This window comes from Polynucleobacter finlandensis, assembly GCF_018881755.1.
In the GTDB taxonomy this organism is placed as follows: Bacteria; Pseudomonadota; Gammaproteobacteria; order Burkholderiales; family Burkholderiaceae; genus Polynucleobacter; species Polynucleobacter finlandensis.
In genome coordinates this window covers 256531-274429 of record NZ_JACVPS010000002.1, presented here as the reverse complement: position 1 = coordinate 274429, position 17899 = coordinate 256531, and the positions used below count along the sequence as shown (strand labels likewise).

15 protein-coding genes are annotated in these 17899 nt (G+C 47.9%); 10 read left to right on the top strand and 5 right to left on the bottom strand.

All coding sequences use genetic code 11. From position 1 onward, the window contains the following. Positions 1-6: 6 nt before the first annotated feature. Complete coding sequence (gene recG / locus ICN49_RS02010) at positions 7-2079, bottom strand: ATP-dependent DNA helicase RecG (protein WP_216165151.1); 2073 nt, start codon at positions 2077-2079, stop codon at positions 7-9. A 30-nt stretch (positions 2080-2109) separates the two neighbouring features. On the opposite strand from recG, the gene queA reads away from it, so the two are divergent. The 5 genes from queA (at position 2110) to secF (ending at position 7633) form a co-directional block, all read left to right on the top strand. Continuing rightward, positions 2110-3156 carry a tRNA preQ1(34) S-adenosylmethionine ribosyltransferase-isomerase QueA gene (queA, locus tag ICN49_RS02005; protein WP_216165148.1) on the top strand — a complete coding sequence of 349 codons (1047 nt, stop codon included), beginning with the start codon at positions 2110-2112 and terminating at the stop codon, positions 3154-3156. Then, positions 3153-4310, top strand: a complete 1158-nt coding sequence (tgt, locus tag ICN49_RS02000; protein ID WP_216165146.1) for a tRNA guanosine(34) transglycosylase Tgt — start codon at positions 3153-3155, stop codon at positions 4308-4310. The genes queA and tgt overlap by 4 nt, the downstream gene beginning before the upstream one ends. A 133-nt stretch (positions 4311-4443) precedes the next feature. Then, positions 4444-4770, top strand: coding sequence for a preprotein translocase subunit YajC (yajC, locus tag ICN49_RS01995; protein ID WP_216165143.1), 327 nt, complete (start codon positions 4444-4446; stop codon positions 4768-4770). A gap of 25 nt (positions 4771-4795) precedes the next feature. After that, positions 4796-6655, top strand: coding sequence for a protein translocase subunit SecD (gene secD / locus ICN49_RS01990; RefSeq protein WP_216165140.1), 1860 nt, complete (start codon positions 4796-4798; stop codon positions 6653-6655). Between the two features lie 3 nt (positions 6656-6658). Next, a complete protein-coding gene (gene secF / locus ICN49_RS01985) occupies positions 6659-7633 on the top strand; it encodes a protein translocase subunit SecF (protein WP_216165137.1) in 975 nt (324 codons plus the stop codon). 8 nt (positions 7634-7641) lie between these two features. Here secF and ICN49_RS01980 read toward each other — a convergent pair whose 3' ends face one another. Continuing rightward, on the bottom strand, positions 7642-9003 hold the full coding sequence (locus ICN49_RS01980; RefSeq protein WP_216165134.1) for a 3-deoxy-D-manno-octulosonic acid transferase: 1362 nt from the start codon (positions 9001-9003) through the stop codon (positions 7642-7644). Beyond that, positions 9000-10379, bottom strand: a complete 1380-nt coding sequence (purB, locus tag ICN49_RS01975; RefSeq protein ID WP_216165131.1) for an adenylosuccinate lyase — start codon at positions 10377-10379, stop codon at positions 9000-9002. The genes ICN49_RS01980 and purB overlap by 4 nt, the downstream gene beginning before the upstream one ends. 94 nt (positions 10380-10473) lie before the next feature. On the opposite strand from purB, the gene ICN49_RS01970 reads away from it, so the two are divergent. Further along, the gene (locus ICN49_RS01970; RefSeq protein WP_216165292.1) at positions 10474-11088 is read left to right on the top strand and encodes a glutathione S-transferase N-terminal domain-containing protein; all 615 of its coding nucleotides are present in this window, start codon (positions 10474-10476) and stop codon (positions 11086-11088) included. On the opposite strand, the gene mnmA is transcribed toward ICN49_RS01970, so the two are convergent. Beyond that, a complete protein-coding gene (mnmA, locus tag ICN49_RS01965) occupies positions 11089-12204 on the bottom strand; it encodes a tRNA 2-thiouridine(34) synthase MnmA (RefSeq protein WP_255535359.1) in 1116 nt (371 codons plus the stop codon). 175 nt (positions 12205-12379) lie between these two features. On the opposite strand from mnmA, the gene ICN49_RS01960 reads away from it, so the two are divergent. The 4 genes from ICN49_RS01960 to ICN49_RS01945 all read left to right on the top strand — a co-directional run bounded on the left by ICN49_RS01960 (position 12380) and on the right by ICN49_RS01945 (position 16367). Beyond that, positions 12380-13510 carry a Re/Si-specific NAD(P)(+) transhydrogenase subunit alpha gene (locus ICN49_RS01960; RefSeq protein ID WP_216165128.1) on the top strand — a complete coding sequence of 377 codons (1131 nt, stop codon included), beginning with the start codon at positions 12380-12382 and terminating at the stop codon, positions 13508-13510. A 25-nt stretch (positions 13511-13535) separates the two neighbouring features. Then, entirely contained in the window at positions 13536-13874 is a 339-nt protein-coding gene (locus ICN49_RS01955; protein ID WP_216165126.1) for a proton-translocating transhydrogenase family protein, read from the top strand. Positions 13875-13907: 33 nt separating this feature from the next. Then, complete coding sequence (locus ICN49_RS01950; RefSeq protein ID WP_216165123.1) at positions 13908-15275, top strand: NAD(P)(+) transhydrogenase (Re/Si-specific) subunit beta; 1368 nt, start codon at positions 13908-13910, stop codon at positions 15273-15275. Between the two features lie 111 nt (positions 15276-15386). After that, positions 15387-16367 (top strand): Bug family tripartite tricarboxylate transporter substrate binding protein, encoded by a 981-nt coding sequence (locus tag ICN49_RS01945; RefSeq protein WP_216165121.1) that lies wholly within the window; start codon positions 15387-15389, stop codon positions 16365-16367. Positions 16368-16429: 62 nt separating this feature from the next. Here ICN49_RS01945 and oxlT read toward each other — a convergent pair whose 3' ends face one another. Further along, positions 16430-17698: an oxalate/formate MFS antiporter gene (oxlT, locus tag ICN49_RS01940; protein ID WP_216165118.1), complete on the bottom strand. Its 1269-nt coding sequence runs from the start codon at positions 17696-17698 to the stop codon at positions 16430-16432. Positions 17699-17899: the final 201 nt, after the last annotated feature.

Genomic DNA, 17899 nt, shown 5'->3' with positions numbered 1-17899 from the left:
TAATTATCACGCCTTTAGAAATTCTGTGCGAGACCCGAGCCAGCGTTCAAGATGGCGCTCTACTAAATCAGCATGATCGACCAATAAGCGTTCAGCAACCTGCTGGGCTAGCTCAATCAACCAAGCATCACGCTGCAAATCTACAAAGCGCAACATAGCATCGCCAGACTGCTTGGCCCCCAATAACTCACCTGGACCCCGTAGCGATAAGTCACGCTCCGCAATCACAAAGCCGTCAGAAGTTTCTCGTAAAGTTTGTAAACGCTCTTTTGCCGCCATGGAAAGTGGCTCGGCATACATCAAAATGCATACTGAGTCAGCAGAGCCACGACCTACCCGTCCTCGTAATTGATGAATCTGTGCATAACCAAAACGCTCTGCATGCTCGATCACCATCAATGCAGCATTCGGCACATCCACCCCGACTTCAATGACCGTAGTGGCTACTAAAAGCTGAATCTCATTCGCTTTAAAAGCAGCCATCACTGCTGCTTTCTCATCAGACTTTAGGCGGCCATGCACTAGACCCACCTTAAAGTCGGGCAAGGCAGTTGTCAGCTGTTCAAAACTCTCTACTGCCGTTTGCAATTGGAGCACTTCTGATTCTTCAATCAATGGGCATACCCAATAGGCCTGCAAACCTTTACTCAACCAATCTCGCAAACCACCAATCACTTCGTCACGCCGGGTAGCCTTCACCACTTTAGTCACGATGGGCTTACGCCCTGGAGGCAACTCATCAATTACCGACACATCTAAGTCAGCGTAGTAAGTCATTGCTAGCGTTCGTGGAATAGGAGTGGCTGACATCATAAGTTGATGGCAGTAAAACAATTCAGATCCAACACGTTGCTGAATTTCTAAACGCTGTCTCACACCAAAACGATGTTGCTCATCAATCACCGCCAGTCCCAGTTTGTAAAAACTCACCGATTCTTGAATCAGCGCATGCGTACCAATAATGAGTTGTGCTGTACCGTTTTCAATGATTTCTTGTGCCAGTCTTTTTTCTTTTGCTTTCAGGCTGCCATACAACCAAGCCACCTTGATACCCAAAGGCTCAAACCACTCCTTCATTTTGAGGTAGTGCTGCTCTGCCAATATTTCAGTAGGGGCCATCACTGCGGCTTGATAGCCATGATCCATAACCCGAGCGGCTGCGAGAGCAGCCACCACCGTTTTGCCACTACCGACATCGCCCTGCAATAAGCGGTTCATCGGAAAAGTATTGGAGAGATCGCCGCCAATCTCAGCCCATACGCGCTCTTGTGCGCCTGTTAATTTGAAAGGTAATACCTTTAGCAAACCATCTTCTATCTTGGAACCTGTCTTAGATTGAGTTTTTGCAAAACTCGGTGCACGTCTTTGTCTACGAATCGAATGCGCACGCTTCAAAGAAATTTGTTGAGCCAACAATTCTTCAAACTGCACACGACGCCATGCGGGATGAGTCCGTTCCAATAAGGCTCGTGTATCGGCATCGGCAGGTGGTTGATGAAGATAAGTGATTGCGGCTTGTAAATTCGGCCAATCATGACTTGGTAATAATTGGGCTAATAACTTTGTAGGCAAAAACTCCGCCAAACTTTCTTTTAAGCTTGGCTCACGCAATGCCTGAGTTACAGCCTTACGAATAATAGTTTGAGAAATACCAGCACTAGCCGGATAGACCGGCGTTAAGCTACTGGGCAATGGGGCATCCGGTGTAACAGCACGAACTGTCGGGTGCACCATCTCAGCGCCCTGGAAGCCCTCGCGCACATCACCCCGGACCCGCACATGAACACCAACAGCCATTTGCTTTTGCTGACTGGGGTAGAAATTCAAAAACCGGAGTTGTAATACCGCAGTGTCATCTTCAATCGTGACTAATAACTGCCTTCTGGGTCTAAATAGGACTTGATTGCGAATGACGATACCTTGGGTTTGCACGGAGGCAAATCGACCTTGACTGAGCGCATCCTCGATACTAAATAACTCAGTTTCATCTTCATAACGGGATGGCAGGTGCAAAGCAAGGGCCATAGGGCTGTTCAAACCCATCTTTTCCAGTGCTGTTGGCGGTTGCTTAGTCGTCATCGTTAAAATCCAATACCTGATGGTAATGCTATGCAACTCTCCGACTTTAATTACGACCTCCCTCCTGATCTAATCGCCCAGCATCCCTTGGCGAATAGAACCGACAGCCGCCTCCTAGAGGTGTGCCCTTCGGGGCTGGAGGCTGCCCAATTGATTGATCGGCAATTTAAGGCAATTCTTGACCTTATTAAGCCCGGGGATTTGCTGGTCTTTAATGACACCAAAGTGATTCCCGCTAGACTCCATGGCAAAAAAGAGACTGGTGGCAATGTAGAGCTACTAATTGAGCGTATTAGCGGCGACAAGCAGGCCTGGGTACAAATCAGAGCCTCCAAGGTTCCCAAGACTGGGTCCATCGTTCATGTGTACAACCAAGCGGGCGAAACCTTCCCAGTCGAAATGATTGGCTATGACGGTCGGTTTTATGAAGTGCGCTTTCCAGAAAATGTCTTTACCCTGTTAGAGCGTTTTGGTGAACTGCCCCTACCACCCTATATCGAACATCAGCCAGATGGTGAGGATGCCCAGCGCTATCAAACAGTTTTTGCAAAAAATCCTGGAGCAGTAGCGGCACCAACTGCAGGACTACATTTTGATGAAGCGATTCTGAAGCAGCTGAGCGACTTAGGTATTCAACGCGCGACAGTTACCCTGCACGTTGGCGCCGGCACCTTCACGCCAGTGCGCGAGGAAGACTTAAGTAAGCACAAAATGCATCATGAGTGGTTTTCCATTCCCGAAGAAACCCTGCTAGTGATTGAGGAAACCCATAGCAAAGGTGGCAGAGTCATTGCGGTAGGTACAACCAGCCTACGAGCCTTGGAGAGTCAAGCGCTAACGCAGAAAACCCGTGGCGAAACTAACCTGTTTATTACCCCTGGATTTCAATTTAAAACCGTAGACTGTCTGCTCACCAACTTTCATCTGCCAAAATCCACCTTATTGATGTTGGTAAGTGCTTTTGCGGGAATGGATAATATCCGTGCCGCCTATCAACATGCTATTCAAGAGAAATATCGCTTCTTCAGTTATGGTGATGCGATGTTCTTAAGTCGACTCGAAAATACACACTCATGACCAAGCCTATTCACTTCAATATTTTGGCGCGCGATTCAGCAAGCCCAGCACGACTAGGTCAACTGGATCTTCCGCACGGCAGTGTGCAGACGCCCATCTTCATGCCAGTCGGCACTTACGGCACAGTAAAGGCGATGACGCCACGCGATCTTGAAGAGGCAAAGGCACAAATCGTTTTAGGCAACACCTTTCATCTTTGGCTCAGGCCAGGTTTAGATGTCATCAAGAAACATGGTGGCCTGCATCGCTTTATGGCCTGGGATAAACCAATCCTGACAGACTCAGGTGGTTTTCAGGTCTTTAGCTTGGGTGCTCTGCGAAAAATTTCCGAAGAAGGCGTCACCTTTGCATCACCCATTAACGGCGATAAGCTATTTATGTCCCCAGAGGTTTCCATGGAAATCCAAGCGGTGCTCAATAGCGATATCGCGATGCAGTTTGATGAATGCACCCCTTATGAGGTGAAGGGTCAGCCCACCACTGAAAAAGCAGCACGCCAATCTCTGGAACTCTCTTTGCGCTGGGGTGAGCGTTCGCTTAAACGTTTTCGTGAGCTGGAAACAGGTAATGGTCTCTTTGGCATCGTGCAAGGCGGCATGTTTGAGAGCTTACGTGAATTCTCCTTAGAGGCAGTGAGCCAACAGGGCTTTGATGGTATTGCTATCGGCGGCCTATCCGTTGGCGAACCTAAGCCTGAGTTTGAGCGCATTCTGAGCTTTACAGCCCCTAAACTGCCAGAACACCTGCCCCACTACCTCATGGGCGTAGGCACTCCAGAAGACCTTATCCTTGGTGTGAGTATGGGCATCGACATGTTCGATTGCGTCATGCCCACCCGCAATGCCCGCAACGGCTGGCTCTTTACCCGCTTTGGCGACCTCAAGCTACGTAATGCGGGGTACAAAGACGATGACCGCCCCGTAGACCCTACTTGCGCTTGCTATACCTGCCAAAACTTCACGAGATCCTATTTAAATCACCTCCAAAAGGCGAATGAAATCCTCGGCTCTCAGCTCAATACGATCCATAACCTCTCCTATTACCTGCAGTTAATGGCAGAAGTCAGAGAAGCCTTGAGCAAAGATCGCTTTAGCGCCTATCGTGAGGAATTTCGTCGGGATCGCCAACGTGGCGTAGAGCCAGGGCAGGATTAATAGCCCTAGAGGAGGCCAGACCCCTTCAAATCGCCTCCAAAACCCCACACAGTTTAGAATTGCGGGTTTACGGCTTTACTTTCAAAGCCTAAAACTAAAGCAGTTTCCAATTGGTCATTAACGGAGGTTTTGTATGTGGATTAGTAACGCTTTTGCCCAGGCTCCAGCTGCGGGCGCAGATGCAGGTGGCTTGATGAGCTTCCTCCCCTTAGTTTTGATGTTTGCTGTTTTGTATTTCATCATGATTCGCCCACAAATGAAGCGTGCTAAAGAAACCAAAGCCATGCTTTCCGCATTGTCAGTTGGTGATGAAGTGGTTACTGTTGGTGGCATCGTTGGCAAAGTCACTGCATTGAAAGAAGATTTTGTTACTGTAGAAATTGCTGCCGGCACAGAAGTGCAAATGCAAAAAGGCGCCATCACTACTGTATTGCCTAAAGGCACTCTGAAGTCCGCTTAATACGTTTGCTTAAAAGTATCTCAATATGAACCGCTACCCTCTCTGGAAATATATAGTCATTGCCGCTGCATTGCTGATCGGTGGGCTCTATTCATTACCCAATTTCTTCGGAGAGGCACCTGCGGTTCAAGTCTCGTCCGCCAAGCCAACCATCAAGGTTGATTTGGCGACACAGGCTCGTGTTGAAAAAATTCTGAACGATGACAGCATTAGCAATACCGGAATGTTCTTTGAAGCTACAGGTCACGTAGGCTCCATCAAGATTCGTTTTAACAATACTGATATTCAGTTGCGTGCACGTGATCTCCTTCAGCAAAAACTGAATGCAGATCAAACCGACCCTAATTACACAGTTGCTTTAAACCTCCTCTCGAATACGCCAGGATGGCTTAATGCAATCAATGCACTACCGATGCCCCTTGGTCTTGACTTACGAGGTGGCGTCTACTTCCTATTGCAAGTAGATATGAAGGGTGCCGTACAAAAGAAAGTGACTTCTTTAGCTGGCGATATCCGCAGTCAATTGCGTGATAAATCGATTCGCCATCAAGGCATTGATCGCAGCCCTGACTCTCTCTCAATTAATTTTGGCAGCACTGATGAAGCCGAACAGGCTCGTACTCTTTTAAATAGCAGTCAGCCTGAACTGCTTTGGCAAGTGCGATCTTCCGGTAGCTCCACCAAGCTGCTTGGTGAATTTAAGCCGGCTGCTTTAAAAGCAATTCAAGATAACGCCGTTAAACAAAATATCATCACCCTCAATAAGCGTGTGAATGAATTGGCTGTTAAAGAACCCGTCATTCAACAGCAAGGTGCCGAGCGCATCGTTGTTCAATTGCCGGGTGTTCAAGACACTGCGCGTGCTAAAGATATTATTGGTCGTACTGCCACCCTAGAATCTAGACTTGCTGATCCATTGGTATCAACCATTGGCATCGGTGAAGTTCCTCCTCCGGGCATGGATACATTCCGCTTTGGTGAAAACCGTTTAGGCGTATTTAAGAAGTCTGTCATTTTCAGCGGCGATCGCATTACCGACGCAAGCGCAGGCTTTGATCAGAACCAACGTCCAGCTGTCAATATTTCTCTTGATGCTGCTGGTGGCCGTGTCATGCAAGAAGTCACCCGTGAAAACATTGGCAAGCCAATGGGCATGATCTTGTTTGAAAAAGGCAAAGGTGAAGTATTGACCATTGCAACCATTCAAGGTGAGTTTGGCTCGAAGTTCCAGATCACTGGTCAACCCACAACCGAAAGCGCAAATGACTTGGCACTCTTATTGCGCGCAGGCTCTTTAGCAGCGCCAATGGAAATCATTGAAGAACGTACGATTGGCCCAAGTCTAGGCGCAGAAAATATTGAGAAGGGCTTTAAATCACTCTTAATTGGCTTTGCCTGTATCGCTATCTTCATGATGGCTTACTACCTCTTGTTTGGTACGTTCTCTGTAATTGCATTAGCAGTGAACTTGCTCTTATTGATTTCAGTCTTATCGATGTTGCAAGCCACCCTCACCCTTCCAGGTATCGCTGCGATGGCCTTGGCGCTGGGTATGGCGATTGACTCCAACGTGTTAATCAACGAACGGATTCGTGAAGAGTTACGTAATGGTGCTGCGCCACATACTGCGATCTCCGTTGGTTTCGATAAAGCTTGGGCAACCATTTTGGATTCAAACGTAACAACCTTGATTGCTGGCCTAGCATTGCTAGCCTTTGGATCAGGCCCTATTAAAGGCTTTGCTGTAGTGCATTGCCTCGGTATTTTGACTTCCATGTTCTCCGCCGTCTTCTTCTCACGCGGTCTCGTCAACCTTTGGTACGGTAGACAGAAGAAGATTCAGAAACTCGCTATTGGCCAAGTTTGGCGCCCACAGGAGAAATAAGTCATGGAATTTTTCCGGATTAAAAAAGATATTCCATTCATGCGCCATGCATTGGTGCTGAATGCAATTTCATTTATTACCTTTTTAGCAGCAGTTTTCTTCCTCTGGCACAACGGCTTACATCTTTCCATCGAATTTACTGGTGGCACTGTGATGGAGGTGACCTATCCACAGACCGCACCTCTGGACTCGATCAGAGCCAATGTAGAAAAACTGGGCTACGCAGATACGCAGATCCAGAATTTTGGTAGCTCGCGCGACATTATGATTCGCCTGCCTTTGCAAAAAGATGCTGAAGGTAAACTCATTTCTTCTGCTGATCAAAGTGCTGCAGTCATGCAAGCACTCGAACCTGCCACCACTGGTGCCAAACTACAGCGTGTGGAGTTTGTAGGGCCTCAGGTAGGCCAAGAATTAGCTCTTGATGGCTTGAAGGCATTAGTGTTCGTGATCATTGGTATCGTGCTTTATCTCTCATTCCGTTTTGAATGGAAATTTGCGCTTGCCGGCATCATTGCGAACTTGCATGACGTCGTGATTATTCTGGGCTTCTTCGCATTTTTCCAGTGGGAGTTTTCACTCTCAGTATTGGCAGCGGTGCTGGCTGTACTTGGATACTCTGTAAACGAGTCTGTGGTGATCTTTGACCGTATTCGTGAGAACTTCCGCAAATATCGCAAGATGAACACCCGCGAAATTATCGACAACGCTATTACTAGCACCATCAGCCGCACCGTCATTACCCACGGCAGTACTGAAATGATGGTCTTAGCGATGCTGATCTTTGGTGGCGCAACACTCTTCTACTTTGCTTTGGCACTCACCATCGGTATTTTGTTTGGTATTTACTCTTCTGTATTCGTTGCAGCAGCCTTAGCTATGTGGCTGGGTGTTAAACGCGAAGATTTAGTCAAGGGCGATAAAAAGCCTGAAGACAATACCCGCAACGACGACCCAAACTTTGGGGCGCAAGTCTAAGTTCGACTTCAGTTCAAAGTGAAGTTTTGATGATCAAGGGCGGCTAATAACTTTTTAGTCGCGCCCTGATGCTCTTCTGAGTAAGTCTTTGCAGCAAGCGCCATCTTTGCCAACTCTTCAGTGTTAAGCAACAAAGACTTCAAAGCCTCCATCAGAGCAATTGGCTCGCTTAAGAGAAAATCCCCATGAATGCGTTTTGCTGCGCCCATCTCTAGCGCATCTAAAGCTGCCTGTTGAAAGTTGTAAGTATGTTCACCCAATAAGACTGGGCAACCAGCAGCGCAGGCCTCAATCAGATTCTGACCACCAAAAGGTAAAAGGCTACCGCCCATCACCACCAGATCGGCGGCACTGTAATACATTGGCATCTCACCCATCGAGTCACCCAAAATCACTTCCAAGTGATTAGTCTCTTTTGGAGTTCCAACCCACTCACTACGACGATGGAAATTCAGTCCAGCATGATGAATTTGATCCGCCACCTCAGAAAAACGCTCCGGATGCCGTGGAACTAGACACAGTAAAGGCGCAACATTAAATGCATTACTAAGCAAAAGATCTTTCCAAGCCTGGAGGATGATCGCCTCTTCGCCATCGCGTGTACTGGCTGCACAAACCATGAGGCGCTGGGTTGCATGGAGCTCTTGTTTCCAAGCTCGTCCTTGCGCAACTAAGCTCTGATCAAGCGGCACATCAAACTTGAGGTTGCCAACAATCTCAACACGCTTCACACCAAGACTTTGATAACGCTCGGCATCAAATGCGGTTTGGGCCAAAATCCCAGTGAATGCCTGAAACAAAGCGCGCCCTGCTTTACCAAAACGATTCACACGACGCGCACTTCTTTCGGAAAGGCGTGCATTGACTAAAAACAGTGGCAGGCCAATCTCGGCACAACGAAACACTACCGTTGGCCAGGCCTCAGTCTCCATAAATAAACCCAGCTTAGGCTTAAAGACTTTTAAAAATCGATCTACTGACCAACACAAGTCGTAAGGTAAATACACCTGACATATTTTTCCACTCGCAATCGCCTTGGCAAATAATTGCGCACCAGTACGGCGGCCATTCAGAGTCATGTGCGTTAATAGGATGGATTCACCACGAGCCAGATAGGCTTCGATCAATGGCTGAGCTGCACGCGTCTCACCCACTGACACCGCATGTATCCAAACCGCTTTTTGCGAAATGGGTTGCTTGTAGCCAAAGCCCAAGCGCTCAGGCAGATAACTTAAGTACTGAATCGAGTGGCGTGCACGCCAAGCAAGGCGCACAAAAGCCAAGGGCAGCAAGAGGTGCCAAAGTAATTGGTATGCAGCAAACCAGACTCGGGGACGCGCCCCGTATTCTGAATTCGGAGTCAAACTCACTTTTTGAGACGTTCGGTCAATTCGACCGCCTTACCTAAATAAGAAGAGGGCGTCATCTCCAGCAAACGCGCCTTGGCGTCTTCGGGAATCTTCAAGCCACGAATAAATGCTTGCAAGTCAGCTTGGTTAATGCCCTTGCCGCGCGTGAGTTCCTTCAACTGCTCATAAGGATTTTCGATGCCATAACGGCGCATGACGGTTTGTACTGGCTCAGCCAATACTTCCCAGCAATGATCTAAATCCGCAGCAATCGCCGCATGGTTTACTTCAAGCTTGCTCAAGCCACGCAATGCGCTGTCATAAGCCAATACGCTATGGCCAAATGCTGGGCCAAGATTACGCAATACGGTTGAGTCGGTCAGGTCGCGTTGCCAACGAGAAATAGGTAACTTCTCAGCTAAGTGACGTAGCAGTGCATTCGCCACGCCCAAGTTACCTTCAGAGTTTTCAAAGTCAATCGGATTGACTTTATGTGGCATGGTGGAAGAACCAATTTCACCGGCTTTGGTGCGTTGCTTAAAGTAACCAATGGAAATATAAGCCCAGAAGTCACGATCCATATCCAACAAGATCGTATTGGCGCGAGCGATCGCATCAAACAACTCCGCCATACCATCATGGGGCTCAATTTGAATGGTGTAAGGATTGAATGTCAGGCCTAAGCGCTTCTCGACTACATTCTTAGAAAAGGCTTCCCAATCAAAATCAGGATAGGCGGAGATGTGCGCGTTGTAGTTACCAACAGCGCCATTCATTTTTCCTAACAGCGGTGCAGCAGCAATTGCTGCAATAGCACGTTCTAATCGTTTGGCAATGTTAGCCAACTCTTTACCTAGGGTGCTTGGGGAGGCAGGCTGCCCGTGAGTACGCGAGAGCAAAGGTACTTTAGCGTGCTCGATTGCCAGGTCGGTTAAGACGGTCAGAATCTTTTTTAATTGCGGCAACAACACTTCGTCACGTGCGCCACGCAACATCAAGCCATGTGAAGTGTTATTGATGTCTTCAGAGGTACACGCAAAGTGAATAAACTCACTCGCCTTCAGTAGATCTGGGCGGCCTGAGATTTTCTCTTTTAAGAAATATTCAACTGCTTTAACGTCATGATTAGTAACCGCTTCAATATCTTTAATGCGTTGGGCATCAGCATCCGAAAAGTTTTCAGGAAGCGATAAAAGAAAGGCTTCATCCGCAGCGCTAATTTTTGGCACTTCTGCTAAGCCTGCTGCGGCCAGAGCTAATAGCCAATGAATCTCTACAAAGACCCGCTGGCGCATAAATGCGGCTTCAGACAACCAAGGTCTCAGTGCATCGAGTTTGCCGGCATAGCGCCCATCCAAAGGGGAAAGCGCATGAAGAGTAGAAAGAGGCTGACTCACGGATATTGCCTTTACATTGAAGATATCTATAAAACCTCATTTTAATGCGTTCTGGGCTCAAACCCACCCCATCAGAATAGCTATACTTATGCCTATGAAACTAATCGGATCCCTTACCAGCCCCTATGTACGTAAAGTACGCATCGTTTTCTCTGAAAAAAAGGTAGATGTCGCCCTTGAAGTTGAGAACGTCTGGGCTGCAGACACCAAAATTAACGCCTCAAACCCGCTTGGAAAGGTGCCGTGCCTACTTTTAGATGATGGCGAAGCTATTTATGACTCTCGGGTGATCGCCGAATATGCTGATACTTTGAGCCCTGTGGGCAAACTGATTCCGGCTGGTAGCCGCGAACGGGCCACGGTCAAGACTTGGGAAGCCCTGGCTGACGGTATCGTTGATGCATCTATTCTGGCGCGCCTAGAGGCGAGCTGGCGCCCTGCAGAGCTACAAAGCCAGGCTTGGATTGATCGCCAAATGGGCAAAATCGATGTCTCTTTACGTCAAATGTCAGAGCTACTTGGTGAAAATCCTTGGTGTCACAGCAATCAAATGACTTTGGCGGATATTGCAGTGGGATGCGCTTTGGGGTATTTGGCCTTCCGCTTCCCCAGCTTACAGTGGGCTAGCCAATACCCAAATCTCAATAATCTTTACCAAAAGCTAGAGCAACGCGCTTCGTTTATTGAGACGGCACCGCCAGCCGCTTAATTAACTAGAAATTATTCCGCCACCTAAACAAATATCTCCGTCATACAAGACGGCAGATTGTCCTGGTGTTACTGCCCACTGAGCTTCTGGGAAAGTCAACTCAAAACTCAGTGGACCTTCAGAGCCAGCATCGATTTCACAAGCGGAATCTGTTTGACGATAGCGCGTCTTGGCTGAATATTTACCGGGGACTGGTGCGACACCGTCGACCCAACTGGCATCCATTGCAGAGAGATGATTTGCTAAAAGCCAATGGTGCTCATGGCCTTGCGCCACATATAAGGTGTTGCTTGCTACATCCTTGCGAGCCACATACCATGCGTCTCCGTTGCCGTCTTGGCTGCCGCCCAAACCAATGCCTTTGCGCTGCCCAAGGGTAAAGAAAGCCAGTCCCATATGCTCGCCAACGGTCTTGCCCTCAGGGGTTTTAATGGGTCCTGGGGTACGCGGTAAGTAGCGGTTCAGAAACTCTCTGAATGGGCGTTCGCCGATGAAACAAATTCCGGTGGAGTCTTTTTTACGCGCATTGTGTAAACCAATTTCTTCAGCAATTTTGCGAACTTCCGTCTTTGGTATTTCACCCAAAGGGAAAAGAACCTTTGCTAATTGATCCTGAGTTAAGCGATGCAAAAAATAACTTTGGTCTTTACTGGCATCGACTGCTTTTAAAAGCTGCACTCTGCCACCTTCATGACGAACCCGCGCATAGTGACCCGTTGCAATCGCATCAGCACCTAAACTCATTGCGTGATCTAAAAAGGCTTTGAATTTAATTTCAGCATTACAGAGGACGTCTGGATTTGGAGTTCTACCTGCGGCATACTCCCGCAAGAAATCTGCGAATACGCGCTCTCGGTACTCTGCGGCAAAATTGACAGCTTCCACGTCAATTCCAATCATGTCTGCCACTGAAACGACATCCAGCCAATCTTGGCGGGCCGAGCAATATTCGTCGTTATCGTCGTCTTCCCAGTTCTTCATAAACAGGCCAATCACTTCATAACCCTGCTGCTTCAACATCCAAGCTGCAACCGACGAATCTACCCCCCCAGACATCCCAACAACGACTTTGGTAGGTTTTGAAGCAGAAAGCGGCATAGATTTGAGGTAGATCATTAAATAATGCGAGAATTCAATATAAGCTGACAAGTCATATTGTAGAAGTCTTAGGCCGATTCCACCGAGAAAAGGCTGAAACTACTTAAATGGCAGTAAGGGGAAGTAAATAGGCGCAACTTTGCCTATTTCACTAAAATAGATTTTTTGTAAATTTCGCTTTTGGAGACATGCCATGCGCATAGGAGTGCCGCTGGAAACAAGGCCCGGGGAAACTCGAGTAGCCGCTACACCTGAAACAGTTAAAAAACTGATTGGGCAAGGTCATCAAGTCGTCATCCAGAAGGATGCCGGCGTACAGGCTAGCCAACCGGATTCTGCCTATGAAGCTGTAGGCGCGACTATTGGCAGCGCTGCTGATGCATTTGGCGCAGAAGTTGTGCTGAAAGTGCGCGCACCAGAAGCTGACGAACTCAAACAGATTAAATCCGGCAGTGTGCTCCTTGGCATGCTCGACCCATTTGATAACGACAATATCGCCGCAATGGCAGCCCAAGGGGTTACAGCCTTCTCTTTAGAAGCTGCGCCTAGAACGACCCGCGCTCAAAGCATGGACGTTCTCTCCTCCCAGGCCAATATTGCTGGTTACAAGGCCGTGATGGTTGCGTCTAATGAGTACCAACGCTTTATGCCGATGCTCATGACTGCTGCTGGTACTGTTAAAGCTGCCCGCGTGCTCATTCTGGGTGTTGGTGTTGCTGGATTACAAGCGATTGCAACAGCTAAACGTCTGGGTGCTGTGATTGAAGCTTCCGATGTCCGTCCCGCTGTAAAAGAACAAATCGAATCACTGGGCGGCAAGTTTGTAGATGTCCCATTTGAATCTGATGAAGAACGCGAAATCGCTCAAGGCGTTGGTGGCTATGCCCGCCCCATGCCTGAGGCTTGGATGAAGCGTCAGGCAGCTTTAGTCTCTGAACGTGCTCAACAAGCTGACATCGTGATCACCACTGCTTTGATTCCGGGACGTAAACCGCCGGTGCTCTTACATAGTGATACCGTTGCCAATATGAAACCAGGTTCTATCGTGATTGACTTGGCTGCTGGTCGTGGCGATAACGGTTCTGGCAACTGCCCGCTGACTCAAGCTGACAAAATTGTTGAGGTAAATGGTGTGAAGATTATTGGTTACACCAATCTTGCCAGCATGGTCGCTGCTGATGCCTCTGCACTCTATGCCCGCAACTTGCTCGACTTTATGAAGCTGATCGTTGATGCAGATGCGAAGCTAGTCATTCCAGCTGATGACGACATCGTTACTGCTTGCTTAATGTGTCGTGATGGCCAAGCCGTCCGTAAAAACTAACAAAATCTAATACGAAGGAATCATCATGGATCTCGCTGCTTTTCAAAGCATCCTCACAGTCCAAAACATTACCGTGTTTGTATTGGCCATTTTTGTTGGCTATCACGTTGTTTGGAACGTTACTCCCGCACTCCATACGCCATTGATGGCGGTTACGAATGCGATTTCTGGAATCATTATTGTTGGCGCCCTCTTGCAGACCGAAGTCATTGGTGGCGATGAAATCACCCTCACCAGCGTCATCGGTGCAGTGGCTGTATTTCTAGCTTCCATCAATATTTTTGGTGGCTTCATGGTTACCCGTCGCATGCTTGAGATGTTCAAGAAAAAAGCCCCAAAGGCTGATGCGGCCGCAACCAAATAACACCAGAAAAAGACCAATACAGAGACCAAACTCATGTTAAACATAACCGCTATTTCTTATCTTATTTCATCAGTGTTGTTCATCCTCGCTTTGCGTGGACTATCTTCACCAACCACCTCACGCCAAGGCAATACCTTCGGCATGATTGGTATGTTGCTAGCAGTAATCACTACCTTCTTAATTCCCGATTTCAAGCCAGTCATCTCATTAATTGCTACTGCAATTGTTGGTGGCGCGATTATTGGAACCATTGCTGCTAAGCGCGTGCAAATGACCAAGATGCCTGAGCTTGTAGCTCTCATGCACTCCTTTGTTGGTTTGTCAGCTGTATTAATCGCTATTGCTGCAGTATTTAATCCGGCCCATGACCACACCGGCGCCCAGAAGATTGAACTCTTCATTGGCGCATTCATCGGCGCAATTACCTTCACTGCTTCTGTCATTGCTTTCGGCAAGTTGTCAGGTAAGGTTAGCGGTAAGCCGGTGACTTTTTCAGGCCAGCATTTACTCAATCTGATTTTGGCTATTGCCATGGTTGCTGGTGGCGTCGCTTACTTCATGACAGGTAGTCACGCCGCTTTCTTGGCGATGTGTGCAGTAGCTTTGGTTTTGGGTATCACTTTGATCATCCCCATCGGCGGCGCAGATATGCCCGTGGTTGTTTCCATGCTCAACAGCTACTCCGGTTGGGCAGCCGCTGGTATTGGTTTCACACTAAGCAACCCCGTATTGATTATTGCTGGTGCTTGTGTAGGTTCCTCAGGTGCGATTCTGTCTTACATCATGTGTAAGGCAATGAACCGTTCCATCATTGCGGTATTGCTCGGTGGCTTCGGCGCTGAGGCTTCTGCAGGTGGCGGCGATGATGGTGGTCCAAAGAACTACAAAACTGGTTCACCAGAAGATGCTGCTTTCCTCATGGAAAATGCTGACACTGTCATCATTGTTCCCGGTTATGGTCTTGCTGTTGCGCGTGCTCAGCATGCCCTTAAAGAATTAACTGAAAAGTTAACTCACCATGGCGTTACTGTGAAGTACGCCATTCATCCGGTAGCAGGTCGTATGCCTGGCCATATGAACGTACTCTTAGCTGAAGCTGAAGTGCCATACGATCAAGTATTCGAAATGGAAGATATCAATGGTGAATTCGGCCAAGCAGACGTGGTATTGGTTCTCGGCGCAAACGACGTTGTCAATCCTGCGGCTCGTACCCCTGGTAGTCCAATCTTCGGTATGCCAATCTTGGAAGCCTTCAAAGCTAAAACGATCATCGTTAACAAACGTTCGATGGCTGCTGGTTATGCTGGCTTAGATAATGAACTCTTCTACATGGATAAAACCATGATGGTCTTCGGTGATGCGAAGAAGGTCGTGGAAGATATGGTGAAATCCGTATCTTAAAACCAAGCCCTAACCGCCTGGTTTATCAACCGCCTACGGGCGGTTTTTTATTGCGCTAATATAAGGTCAAGCGTCACCAGAATGCTATCAAACAACTTATATCGAGACGTCATGAATATCAAATCATTGTTACTTTCCACTCTCCTGCTGGGCACGACAGGTTTGCTTTGCGTTGCACCTGTAAATGCACAAAACCCCTACCCTAGCCGCACCATCCAAACCATCATGCCCCTGCAAGCTGGCAGTGGTGTCGATTTGTTGATGCGACCTATTGCGCAGAAGATGGGCGAGAATTTAGGTCAAGCGATCACCATTGAAAATCTTCCTGGTGGTGCAGGGCTTATTGGTGCAGGTAAGGTTGCTCAGAGTGCGCCCGATGGTTATGTTTTAGGCGCCTTTAACGACAGCATCCTGACAATGCTGCCTAATCTCTATAAAAAGGTAGATTACGACCCAGTCCAAAGCTTTACGCCGATCTCTGAAGTGGCAGCTATTACCTTTGTGATGGTTGCCAATCCATCCTTCCCTGGAAACACTGCCGCTGATCTAGTGCGCATTGCCAAAGAACATCCTGGCAAGATTGATTACGCATCTGGTGGCAATGGCTCACCCCAACACATCGGTATGGAAATCTTTCGCCAATATACTGGTGCACCTATCGTTCACATCCCTTATCGTGGTGCCGCAGCTGCCGTGACCGATGTCATGGCAGGACAAGTTCCCGTCATGATTAGCGCCCTCTCAGTAGTGCTTCCCCACATCCGCGCTGGCAAGTTAAAGGTACTCGGCATTACGAGTAAAACTAGGTCACCTTTGCTACCAAACTCACCAACAGTAAGTGAGAGCGTTAAAGGTTATGAGTTCTCAACCTGGGGTGCGCTGGTTGCGCCTAAGGGTACGTCACCAGCAGTGGTGAGCAAGCTTAATGAATCTTTAGCTACGGCACTAAAGGACCCCAAGCTACGTGAGCAACTTATTCAGCAAGGCTTTGAATTTTTGCCACTAGGACCAGACAACTTAAAAGAGATGATTGCTCAAGGCTTGGTGAAGATGAAGAAGGTAATTAAAGATGGCGGCATTCAGCCAGACTAACTTACGCTTCCAGAAAACAAAAAGGCTAGCAATTGCTAGCCTTTTTATCTTTTCGAGCTATGTTATGCAGCTAAGGTTTTCATATACTTGGAACGCATAGGGCGTAATACAAAGAAGGCAAGTAATGCAGCGCTTGCATCCAAGGTAATCATGATGGCAAACACCGGCATCCAGCTATCTGTCACGCCATGGATGTAGGCAGCGATCGGGCCGCCAATGATTGAGCCTACGCCTTGAGCCATGTACAAGAAGCCATAGTTGGTTGTTGCATGCTTTTGACCAAATGTATCTGTCAAGGTTGATGGGAATAAAGAGAAGATCTCACCCCAACCAAAGAACACAATGCCTGACAAGATCACAAACATGACTGGGTCAGAACGGGTCATGACCCAAGCAAACATCGCAATTGCCTCAAGACCAAACGCAATCGTCATCGTGTACTCGCGACCAATTTTGTCTGATACCCAACCAAATAATGGCCGAGTTAAGCCATTCGTAACGCGATCAATGGTTAATGCCAACGGTAGTGCAGCCATACCGAACACCATGGCCCCTGTGATACCAAAGTCTTTAGCAAAAGCGCCCATCTGTGAGATCACCATCAAACCCGATGTGGACATCATGGACATCATCAAGAACATCAACCAGAAAACCGGTGTCTTGAGCATTGTTTTTGGAGCGATACCAGATGCTGCAGCTTCAACCTGGCTAGCAGTCTGAACACGATCCGCATGAGGTACGCGAATACCTTGCGCAGCCAATAAACCAACCGCACCAATGATGTAACCAAAGAATGTCAAAGTACCCTGCAAGCCAGACTCTGCCAAACTAGCAGCAATTGGGAAGGTAGTCAGCAAGGCGCCAATACCGTAACCAGCGGCAACCATACCGACTGCAAAGCCACGATTATTCGGGAACCAACGCACCATCAAACCAACAACGCCGATGTAGACAATACCGGTACCCAAGCCACCCAATACACCATAGGTGATATAGAGGTTAGAAACAGTAGTGAGGTTAGCGGAGAGCACCCAACTCAATCCTGTCAATGCTGTGCCAATAGACAACAAGAGACGTGGGCCAAATTTTTCTACCAAGAAACCTTGGAATGGTGAGAAGAAAGTTTGTAACACAATCAAAATTGAGAATGTCACTTGTAACTCAGTCAGCGTGACCCCAAGTTGACCCATGATGGGTTTGGTGAACAAAGCCCAAACATATTGCGGACTGGAAATCGACATCATGCAAATGACGCCGAGGGCTAATTGCACCCACTTTGACTTCAAGGGGTTGCTGCTCGCTGGCGCCCCACTCATTGTTGCTGAACTCATGTAAGTCTCCTTATTTTTATGACTGCAAATACCAAATATAATCTTGATGGTTCATTGTCGCTTCAGAATATCGGGTAAATACTCATAAGATCCCCTCTTTGGTGCAGAGCGCCTTCACATAACGCACCATTTTGGAATAAAAAAACGCCCGGTCTTTTGAACCGGGCGTCTTGATTTCTACAGCTTGATAGCTGATGAAAT

Bases quoted from the DNA above. Each gene is read 5' to 3' on its own strand.
- recG (WP_216165151.1), bottom strand. From the start codon at position 2,079: ATGACGACTAAGCAACCGCCAACAGCACTGGAAAAGATGGGTTTGAAC.
- queA (WP_216165148.1), top strand. From the start codon at position 2,110: ATGCAACTCTCCGACTTTAATTACGACCTCCCTCCTGATCTAATCGCC.
- tgt (WP_216165146.1), top strand. From the start codon at position 3,153: ATGACCAAGCCTATTCACTTCAATATTTTGGCGCGCGATTCAGCAAGC.
- yajC (WP_216165143.1), top strand. From the start codon at position 4,444: ATGTGGATTAGTAACGCTTTTGCCCAGGCTCCAGCTGCGGGCGCAGAT.
- secD (WP_216165140.1), top strand. From the start codon at position 4,796: ATGAACCGCTACCCTCTCTGGAAATATATAGTCATTGCCGCTGCATTG.
- secF (WP_216165137.1), top strand. From the start codon at position 6,659: ATGGAATTTTTCCGGATTAAAAAAGATATTCCATTCATGCGCCATGCA.
- ICN49_RS01970 (WP_216165292.1), top strand. From the start codon at position 10,474: ATGAAACTAATCGGATCCCTTACCAGCCCCTATGTACGTAAAGTACGC.
- mnmA (WP_255535359.1), bottom strand. From the start codon at position 12,204: ATGATCTACCTCAAATCTATGCCGCTTTCTGCTTCAAAACCTACCAAA.
- ICN49_RS01960 (WP_216165128.1), top strand. From the start codon at position 12,380: ATGCGCATAGGAGTGCCGCTGGAAACAAGGCCCGGGGAAACTCGAGTA.
- ICN49_RS01955 (WP_216165126.1), top strand. From the start codon at position 13,536: ATGGATCTCGCTGCTTTTCAAAGCATCCTCACAGTCCAAAACATTACC.
- ICN49_RS01950 (WP_216165123.1), top strand. From the start codon at position 13,908: ATGTTAAACATAACCGCTATTTCTTATCTTATTTCATCAGTGTTGTTC.
- ICN49_RS01945 (WP_216165121.1), top strand. From the start codon at position 15,387: ATGAATATCAAATCATTGTTACTTTCCACTCTCCTGCTGGGCACGACA.
- oxlT (WP_216165118.1), bottom strand. From the start codon at position 17,698: ATGAGTTCAGCAACAATGAGTGGGGCGCCAGCGAGCAGCAACCCCTTG.